The sequence below is a fragment of the Chryseobacterium sp. MEBOG06 genome (assembly GCF_021869765.1).
GTDB lineage: Bacteria > Bacteroidota > Bacteroidia > Flavobacteriales > Weeksellaceae > Chryseobacterium.
Genome location: NZ_CP084580.1, coordinates 1,328,441 through 1,344,286, shown reverse-complemented (window position 1 = coordinate 1,344,286; position 15,846 = coordinate 1,328,441). Strand labels below are relative to the sequence as shown.

Annotated in this window: 14 protein-coding genes and 1 tRNA gene; 12 read left to right on the top strand and 3 right to left on the bottom strand. The window is 37.0% G+C overall.

The annotated features are described in order from the left end of the window. The first annotated feature begins 281 nt into the window (after window positions 1–281). The 5 genes from LF887_RS06255 (at window position 282) to LF887_RS06235 (ending at window position 8,057) form a co-directional block, all read left to right on the top strand. Window positions 282–2,534: a TonB-dependent receptor gene (locus tag LF887_RS06255; RefSeq protein ID WP_236857975.1), complete on the top strand. Its 2,253-nt coding sequence runs from the start codon at window positions 282–284 to the stop codon at window positions 2,532–2,534. A 10-nt stretch (window positions 2,535–2,544) separates the two neighbouring features. Further along, window positions 2,545–4,845 (top strand): glycoside hydrolase family 3 protein, encoded by a 2,301-nt coding sequence (locus tag LF887_RS06250; RefSeq protein ID WP_236857974.1) that lies wholly within the window; start codon window positions 2,545–2,547, stop codon window positions 4,843–4,845. A 24-nt stretch (window positions 4,846–4,869) separates the two neighbouring features. Continuing rightward, a complete protein-coding gene (locus LF887_RS06245) occupies window positions 4,870–5,748 on the top strand; it encodes an alpha/beta hydrolase (protein ID WP_236857973.1) in 879 nt (292 codons plus the stop codon). A 395-nt stretch (window positions 5,749–6,143) separates the two neighbouring features. Continuing rightward, a complete protein-coding gene (locus LF887_RS06240; RefSeq protein ID WP_236857972.1) occupies window positions 6,144–7,568 on the top strand; it encodes a sugar MFS transporter in 1,425 nt (474 codons plus the stop codon). A gap of 129 nt (window positions 7,569–7,697) precedes the next feature. Then, window positions 7,698–8,057 carry a DUF4260 domain-containing protein gene (locus LF887_RS06235; protein ID WP_236857971.1) on the top strand — a complete coding sequence of 120 codons (360 nt, stop codon included), beginning with the start codon at window positions 7,698–7,700 and terminating at the stop codon, window positions 8,055–8,057. A 184-nt stretch (window positions 8,058–8,241) separates the two neighbouring features. Here LF887_RS06235 and rpsO read toward each other — a convergent pair whose 3' ends face one another. Beyond that, window positions 8,242–8,511 carry a 30S ribosomal protein S15 gene (gene rpsO, locus LF887_RS06230; RefSeq protein WP_034692246.1) on the bottom strand — a complete coding sequence of 90 codons (270 nt, stop codon included), beginning with the start codon at window positions 8,509–8,511 and terminating at the stop codon, window positions 8,242–8,244. A 173-nt stretch (window positions 8,512–8,684) separates the two neighbouring features. On the opposite strand from rpsO, the gene LF887_RS06225 reads away from it, so the two are divergent. The 5 genes from LF887_RS06225 to LF887_RS06205 all read left to right on the top strand — a co-directional run bounded on the left by LF887_RS06225 (window position 8,685) and on the right by LF887_RS06205 (window position 12,720). Beyond that, a complete protein-coding gene (locus LF887_RS06225) occupies window positions 8,685–9,233 on the top strand; it encodes a pyruvate decarboxylase (protein WP_236857970.1) in 549 nt (182 codons plus the stop codon). Between the two features lie 425 nt (window positions 9,234–9,658). Beyond that, window positions 9,659–9,799 carry a bacteriocin-like protein gene (locus LF887_RS06220; RefSeq protein WP_236857969.1) on the top strand — a complete coding sequence of 47 codons (141 nt, stop codon included), beginning with the start codon at window positions 9,659–9,661 and terminating at the stop codon, window positions 9,797–9,799. Between the two features lie 341 nt (window positions 9,800–10,140). Next, entirely contained in the window at window positions 10,141–10,290 is a 150-nt protein-coding gene (locus tag LF887_RS06215; RefSeq protein ID WP_236857968.1) for a hypothetical protein, read from the top strand. A gap of 343 nt (window positions 10,291–10,633) precedes the next feature. Continuing rightward, entirely contained in the window at window positions 10,634–11,956 is a 1,323-nt protein-coding gene (mgtE, locus tag LF887_RS06210; RefSeq protein ID WP_236857967.1) for a magnesium transporter, read from the top strand. Window positions 11,957–11,982: 26 nt separating this feature from the next. After that, window positions 11,983–12,720, top strand: coding sequence for an ABC transporter substrate-binding protein (locus tag LF887_RS06205; protein WP_236857966.1), 738 nt, complete (start codon window positions 11,983–11,985; stop codon window positions 12,718–12,720). A gap of 229 nt (window positions 12,721–12,949) precedes the next feature. Here LF887_RS06205 and LF887_RS06200 read toward each other — a convergent pair whose 3' ends face one another. Together LF887_RS06200 and LF887_RS06195 are read right to left on the bottom strand one after the other, a co-directional pair. After that, a complete protein-coding gene (locus LF887_RS06200; RefSeq protein ID WP_236857965.1) occupies window positions 12,950–13,399 on the bottom strand; it encodes a GAF domain-containing protein in 450 nt (149 codons plus the stop codon). Window positions 13,400–13,411: 12 nt separating this feature from the next. Beyond that, window positions 13,412–14,839 (bottom strand): TonB-dependent receptor, encoded by a 1,428-nt coding sequence (locus LF887_RS06195; RefSeq protein ID WP_236857964.1) that lies wholly within the window; start codon window positions 14,837–14,839, stop codon window positions 13,412–13,414. A 54-nt stretch (window positions 14,840–14,893) separates the two neighbouring features. Between LF887_RS06195 and LF887_RS06190 the strand changes: the two genes are divergently transcribed. Beyond that, complete coding sequence (locus LF887_RS06190) at window positions 14,894–15,661, top strand: MBL fold metallo-hydrolase (protein WP_236857963.1); 768 nt, start codon at window positions 14,894–14,896, stop codon at window positions 15,659–15,661. 93 nt (window positions 15,662–15,754) lie between these two features. Continuing rightward, a tRNA-Leu gene (locus LF887_RS06185) sits at window positions 15,755–15,834 on the top strand. The last annotated feature ends 12 nt before the right edge of the window (window positions 15,835–15,846 follow it).

Here is a 15,846-nt window from a genome sequence, read left to right as displayed (position 1 = left end):
TTATGATTAGATTTTTATCATTTTTTTCTGCATCAGGCAAAAAATTAATACATGATCAAAAAAGCATTAAAAAAATAAAGAGATCATGCTTATGGGCGTAAATGCATCACAACACGTAGCAGGTAATCGCAGCAGTTAGATAATTGTCATATAAAAAATATGACAGCAATAGCAGAAAAGTGCAGATCTATGAAGGCGAAGCATTGTTATAAAAGAATCCCTCTCTTATATATGGTCAGAATACAAGATCACAGCAAATAAAAAAATTAAACATTATTGAAATGAAAAAAACTACATTTAAAATTGCAGTCCTAAGTCTGGTACTCTCCTGCTGCAATCAGGTATTTGGACAACAGACAGACAGTCTTTCTGTAAAAAAAGTATTAAAGGCCGAGGAAGGCATCAAAACTACAGCGGTATCTTCTAAAGAAGACAACAACAGAAACGTAATGCTAAATGCTGCCAACAACACCAGCCCCAGAGATGTGAATATCGGCCTTCCCTCTACAGTAGGTGGAATTACTATTCTCGAAAACGATCTGCCGTCTGTTTATCTCTTCTGGCCTGAACTTCCCAATAAAACATGGAGACAGAGTGTAGGGCTCGAAAAAACAGGACTCTTAAAAATGGACCAGCTCGCCAATACCATGGGAGACCTTGGTTTTGCTGTTAATTCTTACTCCCAGACTGGTACTAAAGATTTAAAAATAAAAGGAAAATTCACCACAAGCAGCTTTGGCTGGCTGCAGGGTGACGTCAATGTCTCCGGGCCTATTTCTAAAAACGGATGGACTTATACTGCCGGTGCATTTTTAAATTACGATCCCAGTACTTTTAAACTTGGATTTGCCAGAAATGTAGATGAAACCAAGATTTTCAGACTTGGGATTACAAAATATTTTAATAATGACAAAGGGAAAATCACGGCATTGTACAAATATGCAGACTCGTACAATATAGGCAACTATGCTGTCTTTCAATATGGAGAAAATGGTAAAGTAACCGAACTGGATGACTTTAGGATCGGAAGGGATTCATACGTTGTAAACGATGGGCGTATTAAAATGAAGGACCTTCTAAAAGGAAATGATTATTGGGCATCGATGGCAGGTAATGATAATACCACCAAATCCCACAACATTGATATTTTCGGTAATTACTTACTGAACAACGGATGGAATTTCAAATTCTCAACAAGAATGCATTTTGCTAAGGTTGCCATATCAACCATCATTCCATTGAGTATCTTCCAGACTAGTGAATCGGCAGGCTATACAGTTGCCTCTACAGGCCAGCCCTATTCCGGGTACATAGGAACACAGCTTGCCATGCACACGCCGGAAACTCCCATCACCAATATTGCCGGCCGTTTTTCTTTCAATAAGCAGATTGGCAATCATAATCTTACTTTAGGAATATTAGAGCAATATTATAATGTTGACAAATTTACCTCCAACAGATCTTTCTTCTTTCAGACCGTCGGGGCACAGCCACAAAGATTAGTAGGTACCAATACAGATAGTGACGGATTTTATAATTACAATATAGGCGGAGAGTACCATAGCGGAACTGAAAACAAACTCTCTGTATATGCCACTGATGAATGGAAGGTAACGGATAACCTTAATCTGAGCTACGGCCTTCATCTAAGAAATCATATCGTTGACGGAGAGTTTTCAATGGTACCAAGAACTCCCGGATTTACTTTTGGAAACTCTGTTTTTACCAATATTAAACAAAACTGGCTGCAGGTTGCAGGAAGTTTAAATGCAACCTATAACATCAGTAAAAATTTCGGTCTACTGGCCAACTTCTTATATACTGAAGAAAACAGACGGTTAGAAAGCTATTCACAGGCATTTGATCCTAATACACAAAAAATAAAAAGTCCGCTGGGCGCCATTGGCGTATTCTGGAATACGGATTATATCCAGCTGATTTCACAAGCTACAATCCTTAAAAAGAATAATAATCTTAACCGATACAATCTAGTAAATCCCCTTAATACAACAGAAGCCCAGACAGCAACGGTTTATTATGATATCCAGACTTTGGGATGGACTACAGATTTTGTTTTAAAACCATTCAAGGGGTTTAACCTTCATTATTTAATTACTTTCCAGGATCCTGTATATAAGAATTTTAAATTTAATGCCTTCGGAAAGGATTATGACTACAGTGATAAGAATGTATTAGGCGTTGCTAAAGTTTTAATGGAAATTGATCCAAGCTATACTATAGACAAATGGAGGTTTTGGGCAAGTTTCCGTTATTTTTCAAAACAATATGCCAACTTAACCAATGTACTGTACTTTGCTCCGAGATGGGAAACTTTTGGAGGCGTCAATTATACCGTCAACAAAAATATTAATGTAGGGGCAACCGTGATCAACTTCCTGAATCAAAGAGGAGCAAGCGGAACTATTAACGGTGCAGAACTGATTACCGATGCAAGTCCATATTACGGAAAACTATTGACCGGAACTTATATCATGCCGTTTACAGCCCAATTTTCAATCAACTTTAACTTCTAAACTTTATCTTATGAAAAATACAGTACTGAATATAGCCGCTTTATTTCTAAGCATTACAGCATTCTCACAGACCATCCATACCGTAACCAATGCTAAAGGACCTACTTTAGGATATACTGAGGAATCCGGTGTTGCCATTCTTACAGTGGGAGGTCATAAATTCAAAGATCTCAATAAAAACGGAAAATTAGATCAATATGAAGACTGGCGTTTACCTGTAGAACAAAGAGCAAAAGATCTGGCCTCGAAAATGAGCATTGAACAAATAGCAGGGCTGATGCTTTACAGTGCCCATCAGGCAGTCCCCGCTCCATCAGAAGGTTTCAGAGCCGGAAAATATAACGGAAAGTTTTTCAGTGAAAGTGGTGCCAAAGCCTGGGACCTTACTGATCAGCAGAAGAAATTCCTGAAGGATGACAATCTCCGCCATGTACTTGTTACCACTCTTCAGTCTCCGGAGGTTGCTGCCAAATGGAATAACAATCTGCAGGCTTATATAGAAGGATTAGGACTGGGAATTCCTGCCAACAACAGCTCGGACCCAAGACATTCTGCTTCTGTAACGGCTGAGTTCAATGAGGGTGCCGGGGGCCAGATTTCATTATGGCCGGATGGGCTGGCCATGGGAGCTACCTTTGATCCTGAACTGGTAAAAAAATTCGGAAATATAGCGGCTCAGGAATACCGCGCCTTAGGAATTTCCACAGCGCTCTCTCCGCAGATCGATCTAGGTACTGAACCCCGCTGGTACAGAATTGCATATGTCTTCAGTGAAAGTCCAGAACTTACCACTGATATGGCACGAGGCTACATTGACGGTTTTCAAACCTCTTTCGGGAAAGATGTTATCAAAAACGGATGGGGATATAAAAGTGTTAATGCTATGGTAAAACACTGGCCTGGCGGAGGGCCTGAAGAAGGGGGAAGAGATGCTCACTGGGCCATGGGAAAATATGCCGTTTATCCGGGGAATAATTTCCAAACACACGTAAAACCTTTTGTAGAGGGTGCTTTCAAATTAAATGGAAGTACTAAAGAGGCATCTGCCGTAATGCCTTATTACACGATCAGCTTTAACCAGGATACCAAAAACGGAGAAAATGTAGGAAACGGCTTCAGTAAATACCTGATCACGGATCTTCTCCGTGGAAAATACGATTACGACGGTGTAGTGTGTAGTGACTGGCTCATCACTGCAGATGAGGGCAAAACGCCTGGTACATTTGCTGGAAAACCCTGGGGAGTAGAAAAACTGTCAGTTGCAGAGCGTCATTATAAAATACTGGAAGCGGGTGTAGACCAGTTCGGAGGAAATAATGATAAAGAACCTGTACTGGATGCTTATAAGATGGGTGTAAAAGAACATGGTGAAAAATATATGCGTAACCGGTTTGAGCAGTCTGCGGTTCGTTTATTGAAAAATATTTTCAGAACAGGCCTGTTTGAAAATCCATATGTAGAGGTAGAGGAAACTAAAAAGATCGTAGGAAATCCGGAATTCATGAAAGCGGGTTACGAAGCTCAGGTAAAGTCTGTTGTCATGCTGAAAAATAAGTCAAATGCATTACCAATAAAAGAACGTAAGACTGTTTATATACCCAAAAGATATTCTCCCGCAGCATTTAACTGGTGGGCAGTCTATACCGCTCCTTCACTCAGCTATCCTATAGATTTAGAGTTTGTTAAAAAGTATTATAATGTTACCGATGATCCTGCGAAAGCAGATTTTGCTATTGTTTTTGTTCAGAGTCCCTATAGTGAAGAAGCGGGTTACAGCGATGTGGATGTTAAAGACGGAGGAAACGGATATCTGCCAATTTCACTTCAATATGAAACGTATACCGCTACAGATGCCCGGGAGAAAAGTATTGCTGCCGGAGATCCGGTTGTTGCTCCTAATATAAAGGATAGAAGCTATAAAAATAAAACGACAACAGCGAGTAACTTTACGGATCTTCAAACTATCCAGAATACTCAAAAAGCAATGAATGGCAAACCTGTAATCGTTTCTGTGACTGCATCAAAGCCTATGATTTTCTCTGAGTTTGAAAAACATTCGGATGCTATTTTAGTCAATTTTAATGTATCTAATCAGGCTGTAGTAGATATTATAGCAGGAAAATATGAGCCTTCGGGATTATTGCCGCTTCAGATGCCAAAAGATATGAAAACCGTAGAAACTCAAAAAGAAGATGTTCCTTTTGACATGGTTCCTTATACAGATTCTGAAGGGCATGCTTATGATTTCGGATATGGCCTGAACTGGTCAGGCGTGATCAAAGATGCGAGAACTATGAAGTATACCCGATAATTTATTAAAACAATACTATATAGCATGAAAAACCTAATTACAGCTGGATTATTCCTTATAGGAATCACTACTATGCAGGCACAAAAAAGCATTCCATTATACAATGGAAAAGCACCGGGAACGGAAAAATGGAAACAGAAAGAAGCCCATACGTATTCCGATCTGTTTAAAACCGAAGTGGTATATAATGTAACCAGCCCTTCTATGCTGGTATTTGAAGCTCCAAAAGACAAAGCGAACGGAACAGTAATCGTTATTGCTCCGGGAGGTGGCTTTCAAAGCCTTTCTATCAATAGAGAAGGGATTGATTTAGCAAAAAAGCTTGCTGAAAAAGGAATCACCGCAGTTGTTTTAAAATATCGGCTTCTGGAAACAAAATCTAATGATCCTGCCCGTGAAATGATGGAAAACATTAAAAACCCCACTGCATTTGAGACTAAAACAGCTCCTATAAAAATGATGGCCGGAGAAGATGTGAAAACAGCTATTACGTACCTTCGATCTCATGCAAAGGAACTGAATATCAGAACAGATCATTTAGGAGTTATTGGATTTTCTGCAGGGGCAAATGTTGTTTTAGAGAGTATTTTACACAGCACCAATGCTTCTACTGTTCCTAATTTTGCAGCCGCTATTTACGGAGCACCTGATGAAAACCTTTTAAATGCACCAATTCCCCAAGGATCATTGCCTATGTTTATCTGCGCTGCCAGTGACGACCAGCTCAAATTAGCACCGAAAAGTATTTTATTGTATACTAAATGGCTGGAAGCAGGCCAGCCCGCTGAGCTCCATATGTATGAAAAAGGCGGCCATGGTTTTGGAATGGGAGTTCAAAATTTACCTGTAGACCACTGGATAGACGTGTACATCCAGTGGCTGAAATATCATCGATATCTGTAGAATTTAAACAAAGAAAATATAAAAAAGAGTCATCCGGTTATTATACGATTTGTCCGGAAGAATAAATATTCAGGAATAATTTTATTTTCATGACTACTCTGAAAAATATAAATATCAATAGAAAGTAAAATTCATGAGATGAACCTTTTTTTAACAAAAGAAGAAAATGACATTTTTTTAATGATATTGTATTGAAAAATCCTGTTCTTTTTGTATTATTGTCTCAAAAAATGAAAATAATATTTTAAGTCAATAAAAAGTATACATTTCGCTGTAAAAAACGTTAAAATAATTGCAAAAATATGGGTTCATCCCTATATTTGCCCTACTTCACAAAATATAATGCTGTAGGCAAAATCTAAGGACCTTTCCTTACCACAGATAAATAAATGTTTATGAATAATAAAGAAGTACAACCGCAAAGCAGGAATTATACGATTCCGCTGATTACCATTACCCTCTTGTTTTTTATGTGGGGATTCATCACTTGTATGAATGACATTCTTATCCCCTATCTGAAACAGCTTTTCAAACTTACTTTTTTTGAATCTATGCTTGTACAGTTCTGCTTTTTCGGAGCTTACTTTATAGGTTCATTGATTTATTTCTTCATCTCAATCTCTAAAGGAGATCCCATTAATAAAGTAGGCTATAAAAAGGGAATTCTCTTTGGAATTTTCCTTGCTTCTTTAGGCTGTATTCTATTCTATCCGGCCGCCACATTTTCCTATTATCCTTTATTTCTAGGTGCGTTGTTTATTCTTGGTTTAGGATTTACAGTACTTCAGATTACAGCTAATGCTTATGTATCCTTATTAGGATCGGAAGACTCAGCTTCCAGCCGCTTAAACATGACTCAGGCTTTCAATGCGCTGGGAACTACTATTGCACCGGTTTTAGGGGGACATTTGATTTTTGAATTATTTTCCTCAGAAGACGGTTCTTTCAGTGCTGTAGCAACAAGAATCCCTTATCTGATCTTTGCAGCCATCCTTTTATTGGTAGCTTTACTGATTTCCAGAGTTAAACTTCCTTCTTTTCAAACCAATGATACAGAAGAAATTGTAAAAGGCTGGGGTGCTTTAAAGTTTAATCACTTAAAATTCGGAGTCTTTGCTATGTTTTGTTATGTAGGCGGTGAAGTTGCAGTGGGAAGTTTTATTATAAGTTTTCTGGAGCAGCCTCAGATCATGGGCTTTGATGAAATAATCAGTAAAAATTATCTTTCTTTATATTGGGGAGGTGCTATGATTGGGAGGTTCTTAGGTGCTATTTCTCTAAACCACTCTATCAGTCAGGGTAAAAAAGCGATTTATATGCTAGGTGCAGCAGCCCTTGTATTTTTAGTCATTTTCAGTATTGTTAATCTGACCTTTGCCCAAATCAGTTTCTTCCTTGTATTTATTGCACTTAATTTTGTTGCTTTCTTTATTGGTAAAGCAGCTCCGGCAAGAACATTATCTATTTTTGCCGCTGTCAATGTAGTATTATTGATTTCTGCGATGGTAAATAGTGGTGAACTGGCGATGTACAGTATTCTGGGAATCGGAATTTTCAATTCTATTATGTTCTCTAATATTTATACGCTTGCCATCTCAGGATTAGGGAAATATACCAGTCAGGGATCCTCTTTGGTCGTAATGGCAATTTTAGGAGGTGCCATTGTACCCATTTTCCAGGGCTATCTTGCAGATCAGTTTGGGGTACAGCATTCATTTATTATTCCTGTATTCTGCTATCTGGTGATCCTGATCTTTGGTGCTTATTGTACAAAATATCTTGGCCACGTGGAAAGTACGGAAGCCAAGTCAGGCCATTAAAATTATTTAAATCAAAATGTATAGAAGCGGAATATTAAAATATTCCGCTTTATTTTTTTCTTATCTTAAAGGTGTAACTTTCTATTAAAATAAAGGACTTATTCATAGATAATTTAAAGCCGGATTACAATGAAATTACAGTTACAATTCGAATATGCAGCTTTTCTTCTTTTAGGAATATATGCGTTTGCACAAACAGGATATTCCTGGTGGTGGTTCGCCGGACTGTTTTTTGCTCCAGACATTTCGATGTTGGGATATATGGTGAACAGTAAAGCGGGTGCCTTTTTCTATAACCTTTTCCATCATCTGGGACTAGCTATTCTTGTTTATCTGGCCGGAACATTCCTCTCTTTACCTTATCTGCAGGCGGCAGGGGCCCTATTATTTTCGCATTCTTCCTTTGACAGAATATTAGGTTATGGATTAAAATATCCGGACAGCTTTCAGAACACGCATTTGGGGAAAATTGGAAAAAAACCGAACTAATATACTCCGTTAAACCTTAAATTCAGCATTCAGGGATTCTCTCCTTCAACTGTACTATTTATTATGGTACTTATTTTATTCAAAATAAAAATTGTTGCGCCGTCTATGATTACATTTCACAGTCATACAAAACAAAAAAGCAACCTCTTTCGAAGTTGCTTTTTATTTTGAAAATCTTTATAGATTATTTTCTTAAACCTAGTTCAGCAATAATTGCTCTATATCTTGCGATATCCTTATTTTTAAGGTAATCTAATAAACTTTTTCTCTTACCTACCAATTTCACTAGAGATCTCTCTGTGTTGAAATCGTGACGGTTAGCCTTTAGGTGTTGAGATAAGTGGTTGATTCTGAAAGTGAAAAGAGCGATTTGTCCTTCAGCACTCCCTGTGTCTTGTGCAGATTTCCCGTGTTTTGCGAAAATTTCCTGCTTTTTGTCTGTTGTTAAGTACATTCCAATATTGTTTAATGATTATTATGTAACGGGTGCAAAATTACAACTATTTTTTGATCCTGCAAACATTATTGATTTCATAAATCAATTTTAATAGAAAAAAATGTTAAAAAAATCATAATAAATTTCATGTAATCCAACGAAAAGGCAGTAATTTTGCATTCGAATTACAAATGAAAAAAATTATATCCTTTACAGCAGTTATTATTTTTTTAGCCATTGGTTTTACTTCTGTAAAAGCACAGAAAAATACTGATGACAAAATAAGAAAAGTCCTGTACTTCAATCCCGAAGTAGAGCCTGATATTGATGAAATAAAGGATCCTACGAATAATGCTTTTTTTGATGCTGTGTCTGATAATTTCAGTGGAAAAAGAAATAAAATGCTTCGCGCAGAAGTTCAGGTTTCCTACGATAGTATAGACCGACAGACCATTATGGATTACTGTGTGAATAATGATGCTGATTTTGCCATTGTTTCCAAAGTAAGGTATTTCAAAGTAGGTTTTGGAAAATATGTGTTCTCGAATCAGGTTGTGGTAAGCATGAAACTTTTTGACGCTGACGGAAACTTTGTTACAGAAAGTGATCATGACACCTACCGCAAAAATATGCGTTTGCTTGGTTCTACCGTAAATTCTGTTAAGATGGGAACAGAAGGGGCAATAAAAGGGATTATAAAAAAACTGAGAAAACTGAAACCAACAGAAACAGAACTCTGAGCTGGAAGTTTATCGTTTTAAACTTCTCGCAGGTAACAGATTTTCTATCGTAAGCTCTCCCCTATCTCTTTATTTAAATCTAATAATTATCGATTTTTTACCGGCTGATTCATAATGGGCAGATACTTTTCAGCCTATATATCCGAACTTATAAAAATTTCAGATTTCTTCTGATTTTAGTTTCTCCAATACCATTTTCTTTTGAAAGTCGGAATGGATCATACTGTAATGGAATATTCATGAATGATCTCTATCCTTATTTATAAAAATATAAGCCTGAAATACAAAGCATTTATACCCATTAAAAAATACACATTTTATTCAAAAACATCACAAGATACTGATTAACAGTTTAATATTTTCACCAAATGATGAATAATTAAAAAATATTTACTATTTTAGTGATACATTACAACCTTAATCATATGAAAAATTTAAAGAAACTCAGCAGAGAGAAAGCCAAGCAGATTAAAGGCGGAGCATCAGCAAGATGCAGCAAAATGAATCCATGCACTATTGGATGGTGTTGCAATGGTATTTGCAGTCCGTTCATTTGTATGGAATAAAAAACAAGGTAAACTAAACTTTAAAATCAAATCCTATGAAAAATCCAAATCTTAAAAGACTTAGCAGACAAGAGCAAAAAGAAATTAAAGGAAACGGAATTATTAAAGGATGTACAGAACATTCTCAATGCCAAGGTGGATCATGCTGCCACAACACATGCGTTTTATACCCATGCCCCTTGGAATAATGATAATAATATGATCATTACGCACACCTGCAAATGCAGGTGTTTTTATTTAAAATATTAAACAAAACATTTATTCATTGTAAAATATTTTCACCAACAAATGAATAATATAGAAATATTTACTATTTTAGTACTACATTAAATCTAAATTATATGAAAAATCTAAAGAAACTTACCAGACAGGCTTCAAAAGAGATTAACGGAGGTATCGGACCATTCAGATGCAGTATAAACAGACCTTGTTCCGTTGGATATTGCTGCAATGGAGAGTGTCTTGATCATGACTGTATGATAGAGCCTTAATTTTAAATTATTAATAATCATGAGTAATTTAAATCTTAAGAAGCTCAACAGGCTGGAGCAAAAAAACATTAAAGGAAATGGAATAAAAAAGTGTGGCAGCAACTCAGATTGCGGGCCATACCAATGCTGTACAAACGCTGTCTGTACTTACATTCCTACTTCAGAATGCGAACCAATTTAAAGAATATTGGAATTTAAAATTTAATTTTTCAACATCCGTCCCGGCGGATGTTTTTTGTTCTTATTATGAAGCACTAAACTTTAATTAATCCTTAATTTTCCCAGTTTATTACGCAGTCTTAAAAATTTGAATTATTTTTGCATATCCAAAAAATTTCAGCCTTTGAATTCTAGAGACGAACTTATCTTCAATCCTGCCGACATTGCCGAAACACTCAGCGAACTTCCTGCTGATGAAAGGCTGCTCGCATTCCTGAAGGTACCGAAAGAATACAAAGCAGAAGTGTTTTCCCACCTCGACCCTGACTTCCAGGAAGATACCATCAGAAGTATCGGAAGCGATGAAGTATCCGAGATCCTGAATGCGATGACTCCGGATGACAGAACCTCTCTTTTTGAGGACTTCCCGGATGAGCTTATCAAGTACTCTATCAATCATCTTAATCCGCAGGAAAGGAGAATTGCTTTAAAACTTTTAGGGTACAATTCTGACTCTATCGCCCGTCTGATGACCCCTTATTATATCCAGATCCGTAAGGAATGGACGGTAAAAAGATGTCTTCAGCAGATCAAAAAGGTAGGGCGAAGAGTGGAAACTATGAATTATCTTTATGTGGTGGATGAAAGAAACCGCCTGATTGATGACCTTGCCATCGGGACCTTGCTTCTTGAGGAAGAAGATACACTGGTTTCTGATATTACAGATAATCATTTCGTCGCGATCACCACTACTACTTCAAAAGAAGATGCGGTAACTTATTTCGAAAAATACGACCGTGGTGCTCTTCCTATTATTACAGAAGCGGGTGTTTTGGTAGGTATTGTAACAATTGATGATATCCTCGACCAAATTGAACAGCAGAACACGGAAGACATCCAGAAATTCGGGGGATTGGAAGCGTTAGACCTTCCGTATACCCAAACATCATGGAATGAGATGATCAAGAAAAGAGCTACCTGGCTTATTATTCTTTTTGTTTCAGAAATGCTGACTGCTTCTGCAATGGGATATTTTGATAAGGAAATTGAAAAAGCAGTTGTTCTTGCTTTATTTGTTCCTCTTATTATTTCCAGTGGAGGAAATTCAGGATCACAGGCCGCCACTTTGATCATCCGTGCTATGGCACTTCAGGAGATCAATCTTAAAGACTGGTGGTACGTCATGAAGAAGGAAATTATCTCCGGAATATGTCTGGGAGCTATTCTAGGAGCCATCGGGTTTATCAGAATTATGCTTTGGCAGCAGATTGGCTTTTTCAACTATGGTCCATATTGGGTGTATGTAGGACTGAGTGTCTCCGTTTCTCTTATTGCTATCGTATTATGGGGAACTTTATCTGGTTCTATGATTCCTTTTGTTTTAAAGAAATTAAAACTTGACCCTGCTACTTCTTCTGCTCCGTTTGTGGCAACATTGGTGGATGTAACGGGACTTATCATTTATTTTACAGTCGCGGGACTTTTCTTAACCGGAAAACTTTTGTAATTTTAGGCATCATCTAATATGCCAATATGAAAATCGTTTCACTTGTACCCTCTATTACTGAGGCTTTATTTGACCTGGGACTGACCGAACATGAGGTTATCGGCCGGACAAAGTTCTGTATTCATCCTCATGATAAAGTAAAAAACGTAGCCATTATAGGAGGCACAAAAAACATTAATATTCAGAAAATAAAAGACTTACATCCGGATCTCATCATCGCCAATAAAGAAGAAAATGTCAAAGATCAGGTAGAAGCTTTAATGAGTGACTTTAAAGTAATGGTAACCAATGTAGAAACGATTGAAGACAATTATTATCTTCTTAAAAACCTTGGAAACCTTTTCAAAAAAGAAGAAAAAGCACAGCTTTTCAACCTTAAAATTTACGATATTCTTAATCTGTCAAAACTTGAAACACCGGTAAAAGCAGCATACCTGATCTGGAAAAATCCTTATATGACTATTGGTTCAGACACTTTTATTCATAAAATTCTGGCAGAAATAGGATTTGAAAATATTTTTAAAGACAAAACCCGCTACCCTGTGATTACCACAGAAGATCTTTCGGATGCTGATGTAATCATGCTTTCCTCTGAGCCTTTTCCTTTTAAAGAGAAACATATTGAAGAACTGCAGGTCTTTTATCCTGACAAAAAAATCATGATTGTAGATGGTGAAGCATTCTCCTGGTACGGAACTCATATTGCCAAATGTGAGCATTATTTTAAAGGATTACTCACAGAAATAAATTTAATGCGGATCTGACCTTTCAAAGATCTCAAAATTTCAGATGCTTAAAATGTAGAAGTGAAAATATTGCCTGCATCCAATCTAAAAGCTATTAATATTTACCTGAAAAGCTTTTCAATGCTATTTTTAAGAAACTACTATTTCTTATTTTTCACTAAAAATCAGCTCCTCTGTTCAGCAAATCAACATAAAAAAACTCCAGCCTAAAAGCTGGAGTTTCTATTATATTCTTATTGAAATTCAATTACAATACTTTGGAAACTTCATTACAAAGCCATTCCAATAATTCACGGTCTTCTGCTGTGAATGGATCTACGGTGTGAGAATCAATATCAATCTGACCAATATTTTGTCCGTCTTTGAAAATAGGAACCACAATTTCAGCCTTGGTATCAATTGAACAGCTCAAATAGTTACTTTCTTCATGTACATCCGGCACAACAAATGTTTCATTGGAAACGGCAACCTGACCGCAAATTCCTTTTCCGTACGGAATAATAGTATGATCGGTAGGTGCTCCTACGTAAGGGCCTAAGATCAGTTCTTCTTTATCTCCATTTTTGAAATAGAAACCTGTCCAGTTGAAATAAGAAATCTCCTGATCCAACAAGTGACATACTTTTTCAAGTTTTTCTTCTGTATTATGTTTAGGACTTTCAAGAATTGAGGAAAGTCTTTTCTTTAATTCTGACATTGTATTTATTTTTTAAGAGAATTGTTTTAAGGATAGTTCTTCTTTATAACCGAACATTCCACGCTCTTTAATCATTTCTGCCACGCCATCCGGAACCTGGGTTTCCCAGCCCTTGGCACAACAAGCAATTTTTCTCAATATTTCTCTTGAGTAAATTTCTAAAAATTCCGGATTATAATTGGTAATATCTACAATACGGTTATTGCGTTTGAAATATTTGTATAATTCTTTAAGGTTTTCTTCTACTTTAAGGTTTGAAGAATCCAGTAACTGATGTGTTTCCGGATCTTTGTAAGGATACAGATACACTCGCATTCCATTTCTGAAAAACTTACCGAATGCTTCCAGAATTCCTCCGGACATATCTTTGTAGTATTTCTCGTCAAATACCATCAACAGGTTATTTACCCCCATTGCAACTCCAATATTCCCGCTAGTATAAGAGGCAAAATAATCGATCAGCCTATAGTATTCCGAGAAGTTTGAAATAATAACAGTATACCCCAGTTTACCTAAAATATCTACTCTATCCAGGAAATCCCTCTCATCAATATCACCATCCGCTCTAAGATTGGAAATGGTAATTTCAATAAGGACCTCTGTGTCTTCATGGCTGCAGATAGCATCTTTAACGAACATATCCAGTCCATTTTGAAGCATATCAATATTTACTTTCGTAACTGGTCTGAAGCTTCCTCTTACCGCAAAGATATTTTTCTTGTACAAGACATCTGCCGGAAGCATATTGCTCCCCTGAGAATTGAAAATTACAGCATCCGTCATTCCGTTTTTCACAAGCTGTAAAGACATCAGCCTGTTATCAACATATGAAAAAGCAGGTCCGCTGAAATCGATCATGTCAATTTCCAGATTGTCTTTTGCGATATCATCGTATAAAGATTCAACAAGTGTTCTTGGGTTATCAAAGTAATTGAAGGCTCCGAAGATCAGGTTCACGCCAAGGTTACCCAGTGTTTCCTGCTGTAAGGTAGCATCATTTTCTTTGAATTTTACGTGGATAACGATCTCATTATAGTCTTCGTTTTCTTTGGTCTGAAAACGGATTCCTACCCATCCGTGACCTTTAACCGTCTTATCGAAATTAATCGTTGTTACAGTATTCGCGTATGAGAAGAATTTTCTGTCAGGATTATTATCCCTGGAAATTCTTTCTTCAATCAATGCAACCTCATAGCGGAGCATCTTGCGAAGTCTGTTTTGGGTTACATATCTGTTTTTTACTTCTTTTCCGTAGATGGCATCACTAAAATCTTTGTCGTAAGCAGACATTGCCTTAGCAATTGTACCGGAAGCTCCCCCTGCTCTAAAAAAGTGGCGAACAGTCTCCTGCCCGGCTCCAATTTCTGCGAAAGTACCATAAATAGTAGGATCTAGATTAATTGTTAATGCTTTTTGCTTAGGAGTTAGTTTCTGATACATTAGGACGTGAAATTTTTTGTAAATTTACCAAAATTAAACCAACCTCAAAACAAAATGAAGTTGAAATTTTTAGGAACTGGTACTTCTCAGGGTGTACCCGTTATAGGCTGTACATGTGAAGTGTGTACCTCCGAAAATCCGAAAGACAAACGTTTACGCTCTTCCGCTATGGTAACTACGGAGGAAAATAAGAAAATACTCATTGACTGCGGTCCGGATTTCAGGCAGCAAATGCTTACAAACCATGAGCACAACGTAGATATTGCGCTGATTACGCATGAGCATAATGATCATGTGATTGGTCTGGATGATATGCGCCCATTAATTTTCAAAAGCGGAAAAGATGTTCCCTTATACTGTTACTCACGGGTAGCATATGAGATTAAAAACCGTTTTCCATATGCATTTGCTGACGTACGATATCCGGGAGCTCCGGCTTTTGAACTTCATGAAATTGAAAATAAACCGTTTCATGTTCTTGATACGGAAATTACCCCTGTTGAAGTAATTCACTATAAAATTTCAGTTTTCGGATATAAGTTCAAAAATCTTGCATACATCACTGATGCCGGTTTTATTTCTGAGAAAGAAAAAGAAAAATTAAAGGATCTGGATGTCCTGATATTAAACTGTATCAGAAAATTTGATCCCCATCCGGCCCATTTTATACTGCCGGATGTTATCAAACTGTTTGAAGAGTTAAAACCTAAAAAATTATTTTTAACTCATATCAGTCATCATTTAGGTCTGCATGATATTGAAGATAAACAACTTCCGGACGGAATGCACCTTGCCTACGATGGTTTGGAAATATTTTTTTAATTTTTTTTCTTCAAAAAGCTTTTGAACATTGAAAAAAGTTCTTATATTTGCACACCAATTTGAAACAAACAACATGTTTGAAATCAACATCAAGCCCAGGTGGCGGAATTGGTAGACGCGCTGGTCTCAAACACCAGTTCTTAGGAGTACCGGTTCGATCCCGGTCCTGGGTACAAAAAACCTCT

Bases quoted from the DNA above. Each gene is read 5' to 3' on its own strand.
- LF887_RS06255 (WP_236857975.1), top strand. From the start codon at position 282: ATGAAAAAAACTACATTTAAAATTGCAGTCCTAAGTCTGGTACTCTCC.
- LF887_RS06250 (WP_236857974.1), top strand. From the start codon at position 2,545: ATGAAAAATACAGTACTGAATATAGCCGCTTTATTTCTAAGCATTACA.
- LF887_RS06245 (WP_236857973.1), top strand. From the start codon at position 4,870: ATGAAAAACCTAATTACAGCTGGATTATTCCTTATAGGAATCACTACT.
- LF887_RS06240 (WP_236857972.1), top strand. From the start codon at position 6,144: ATGAATAATAAAGAAGTACAACCGCAAAGCAGGAATTATACGATTCCG.
- LF887_RS06235 (WP_236857971.1), top strand. From the start codon at position 7,698: ATGAAATTACAGTTACAATTCGAATATGCAGCTTTTCTTCTTTTAGGA.
- rpsO (WP_034692246.1), bottom strand. From the start codon at position 8,511: ATGTACTTAACAACAGACAAAAAGCAGGAAATTTTCGCAAAACACGGG.
- LF887_RS06225 (WP_236857970.1), top strand. From the start codon at position 8,685: ATGAAAAAAATTATATCCTTTACAGCAGTTATTATTTTTTTAGCCATT.
- LF887_RS06220 (WP_236857969.1), top strand. From the start codon at position 9,659: ATGAAAAATTTAAAGAAACTCAGCAGAGAGAAAGCCAAGCAGATTAAA.
- LF887_RS06215 (WP_236857968.1), top strand. From the start codon at position 10,141: ATGAAAAATCTAAAGAAACTTACCAGACAGGCTTCAAAAGAGATTAAC.
- LF887_RS06205 (WP_236857966.1), top strand. From the start codon at position 11,983: ATGAAAATCGTTTCACTTGTACCCTCTATTACTGAGGCTTTATTTGAC.
- LF887_RS06200 (WP_236857965.1), bottom strand. From the start codon at position 13,399: ATGTCAGAATTAAAGAAAAGACTTTCCTCAATTCTTGAAAGTCCTAAA.
- LF887_RS06195 (WP_236857964.1), bottom strand. From the start codon at position 14,839: ATGTATCAGAAACTAACTCCTAAGCAAAAAGCATTAACAATTAATCTA.
- LF887_RS06190 (WP_236857963.1), top strand. From the start codon at position 14,894: ATGAAGTTGAAATTTTTAGGAACTGGTACTTCTCAGGGTGTACCCGTT.